3 protein-coding genes and 1 pseudogene are annotated in these 3,364 nt (G+C 39.3%); 1 reads left to right on the forward strand and 3 read right to left on the reverse strand.

Annotation, left to right across the window (positions count from 1 at the left end):
- Positions 1–51: 51 nt before the first annotated feature.
- Complete coding sequence (locus PSHG_RS23460; RefSeq protein ID WP_010278566.1) at positions 52–762, reverse strand: GAP family protein; 711 nt, start codon at positions 760–762, stop codon at positions 52–54.
- Between the two features lie 88 nt (positions 763–850).
- Between PSHG_RS23460 and PSHG_RS23465 the strand changes: the two genes are divergently transcribed.
- Positions 851–1,444: a TetR/AcrR family transcriptional regulator gene (locus tag PSHG_RS23465; protein WP_010278568.1), complete on the forward strand. Its 594-nt coding sequence runs from the start codon at positions 851–853 to the stop codon at positions 1,442–1,444.
- Positions 1,445–1,589: 145 nt separating this feature from the next.
- Here the strand turns inward: PSHG_RS23465 and PSHG_RS23470 are convergent.
- Both PSHG_RS23470 and PSHG_RS29675 read right to left on the reverse strand, forming a co-directional pair.
- Positions 1,590–1,757, reverse strand: a pseudogene (locus tag PSHG_RS23470) (hypothetical protein); the annotation flags it as partial.
- Between the two features lie 42 nt (positions 1,758–1,799).
- Positions 1,800–3,364 (reverse strand): serine hydrolase domain-containing protein (locus PSHG_RS29675; RefSeq protein WP_010278572.1); only part of this gene is annotated, 1,565 nt, incomplete at its 5' end.

Below are 3,364 nucleotides of genomic sequence, written 5' to 3' on the forward strand. Positions count from 1 at the left end.
CGGTTACAGCAATCTCTTTCATATCATTCATCCCTTTCCAAATAACTAATATCACGATAGAATTCCCCTAATGCCAATATTGAATAAAACTGCTCCAATAACTGCCACTCCCACTAATAAAGAAGACAATGGAGCTTTTACTAATTTTGTTTTTAGTTTTTCTAGCTTATTCTGTATCCAACCTCTAAATAGAATATAAATGAACAATAATAAAATTGAAGGAAGGACCATAAGCACGTTATAGCCAAGTAAAATACTTATGGACAAGCCGGTATTAAACGCTAAACTATCCATTAATAAAATCGAGTAAAAATACGGCAAGGCTGTGGTAAACTCGATCGCAAATACAATAATACCGAGTATAATCATTGCACTTATTGATATTTGTTTAGGTAACCATTCCAAAAATCGGGATTCCATTCCTTTTTTAGGCTTATAAAAACTAATGAGTACAAGGACGGCTCCAAGTATCGTATAAAACCAACTTGAAATTTGATTGTTAGTCACGCTTTCTATAAAACCAAATATCTGCCCAACTCCCAGATAAACCAAGATACCCATCATAAAATAGCAAAATTGTGTAGATATTAAAAAAACCATCAAACGCGATGCCAATTTTTCTCTTTGTATTAGAAGGATATAAGCTGTGATGGCCAATACCCCGGGGCTTAAAATGTCAATGAAAGCACAGAGCACAATAATGAGAAGTGCTGTTGTGAAATCTATGTTGGTAGGAATTAATGATTCAATGATTTCAAGCACCTAAACATCCTCCATATTTATTTATTTCGCACACTGTGATAAAATGATGATAACACAGTGTGCTAAATAAAATCAAGAGGTGATTTAAGTGCCAAAAATCGTTGATCATGATCATAAAAGGAAGATTATCGCTGAAACAGCTTGGAAAATTATCGAAACGGAAGGCATTGAAAGAGCATCTATCCGCAGAATCGCATCTGAGGCTGGAATGTCTACCGGAGCACTAAGACATTATTTCTCAAACCAAGATGAACTACTATTATTTATCATGGAATATTTTCTTGCTCGCGGGAAAGAAAGGTCGGAGAATATATCCTGGTCAACAAACCCTCTTAATGCGGTACGTGAAACGTTGTTAGAATTAGTCCCGGTGAGTCAGGATAAACAAACTGAAACGGGTGTTTGGTTAGTTTTCGCCATCCGCTCACTTACTAGTGCAGCATTGAACGCAAAAAAAGATGAACTAACTGAAGGAGAATATATTTTAATGGAAGCACTGCTGGAAATATTAATAAAAGCAGGCTATATAAATAAAACCATAAATATTGAAATCGAAAAATTAAGGCTTGCCGTCATCATTGAAGGCTTATCCGTTCATGCTCTTTTAAGACCCGATATATTCACAATTGAAAAAACGGAACAAATTATTTCACACCACTTAAATGAACTTTGCAATAAATAATATTGCTCTCAGTTATTAAAACACAAATTAAATATAAGAGGTGTGCCACTTATTCATTAAGCACACCATCTTGACCATTCTGAGCTGACTTTTTTACTTTAACATATTGTTGAATTCTTCTTCATCAATTATTTTAATGCCTAATTTTCTCAGGAATACTTCTTACAACTTCAGGAATGATATCCCCTGCCTTTTGGATAACAACGGTATCACCTATTTGTATATCCTTAGAATCAATAAACTCTTGATTGTGTAAATTCGCTTTGGAAACTTCAGTTCCTACGAGTATAACAGGCTCTAAATGGGCTAAGGGCATCTATTTAGCCTACCCGATAACTCGATTATGATAAATTCTTTAAGATTTCATGGAATGTCTTTGCCTAATTGACCAAACCAACCGAATGATCTCCATGCTTCCCTTCAGAGCCAGAAATACAGCTGCTGTCTTCAGCCACAGAATGACGTCAGGCTGAAAGATTGCTGCTATATGCCATATCGGCACAAGTGGGGTCAAACTCAACAATAGGATAATAAACAGGCCTGCAAAATGCAGAAAAATTCTTGATATCACTTTGATAGATATCTCAGCATAGCCAGGTTTGCCAGAACCCCAAAGCCCAAGGCATTGCTTCGCAGTTCTAGCGGTCGTATATAATAACCATGCGCTTAATATGAATATTAATCCATTTACGAGCCAGTATTTCTGCGAGATGCTTGGACCTGATCCTCCAATCGGTTGTTTATTCAGTATGTTTATGACACCAGAGGCGATGTGGGTAGTCGTAATGACGTGGGTTTTGTTGGGCCAAGCGGCATCGATCGCGTCAAGCACGTTAGCGAACACGATAATACCCAGTTGTTGTTCTGGAACGATAAAAGTTTGGGCCTGGAAGCCTAATGAACCACCTGGCGAACCGAAAACTTGTAAATCATTAATGTAATCTGTGCTCCAACCCATGCCGTATGTTCCCGGAACTGGTTCGGTCTGCATGAGTCGCGTGCTTTCCGAAGAGAGCACGGAATTATCTTTATATTGACCTCCGTTCAAATGGGCTATCAAGTAATGGCTCATGTCCTTCGCACTGGAATAGAGATACCCCGCCGGCGCATCCCCCGGGATATAAGCATAGGGGCCATCGTAGGCAAGGTTATATCCAAATATTCGGCGGTAGGGCGTAGCTAGGCCGTTTACAGTTGCTTCGTCGAGTGTAACAAAACTGTTATGCATGGACAGAGGGTTGAAAATATGTTCCTTCACATATTCGCCATAGGACTGACCAGATACTTGTTGCACAATATAACCAAGGAGTACATAATTTGCATTCGAATACCTGTAAGGATGTTCGGTTTTATTGGTTATCTTTAAAAACTTTTCCGCATAAGATAGAGCGTTTTTCTCCAGAGCATCTGAATATGGATCGTTGATACTTGATAGCGTATTGCTAAAAGTCGAGATTTGGGAGAACCCACTTGTTTGGTTAAGCAGTTGACGTACAGTAATGGACTCTGCACCGTTAAACTTGTTGAGGATATAGCGCTGAATAGGAGCATCTAACTCGATTTCACCTCTTTCGACAAGTTGCAGAATAGCCATGGCCGTAATCGACTTGCCGATCGAACCTATTCCAAAAGGGGTCTCAGGCGTTACAGGACGGCCGGATGAATCTGCATGACCATAACCCTTGAGGTAAAGGATGCGATCGTCCTTTACAATCCCGAGAGCGAGACCCGGAAGGCGCTGTCGCTTCATTTCACGTGCAATATACGCATCCACTTCGAAAAAGACGGATGCCTCATATTGCTCATTCTGTACGCTTTCGTCGGCCTCTGCTGAACTGACTAGAATAAAGTTTAGCAGTGCGAAAAGAGTTATTGCTATGATTTTCATTTTCATTTCACCTGCCTCGCAGTTATTTATAT

The organism is Paenibacillus senegalensis JC66 (genome assembly GCF_000285515.1).
GTDB classification, from domain to species: Bacteria; Bacillota; Bacilli; order Paenibacillales; family NBRC-103111; genus Paenibacillus_L; species Paenibacillus_L senegalensis.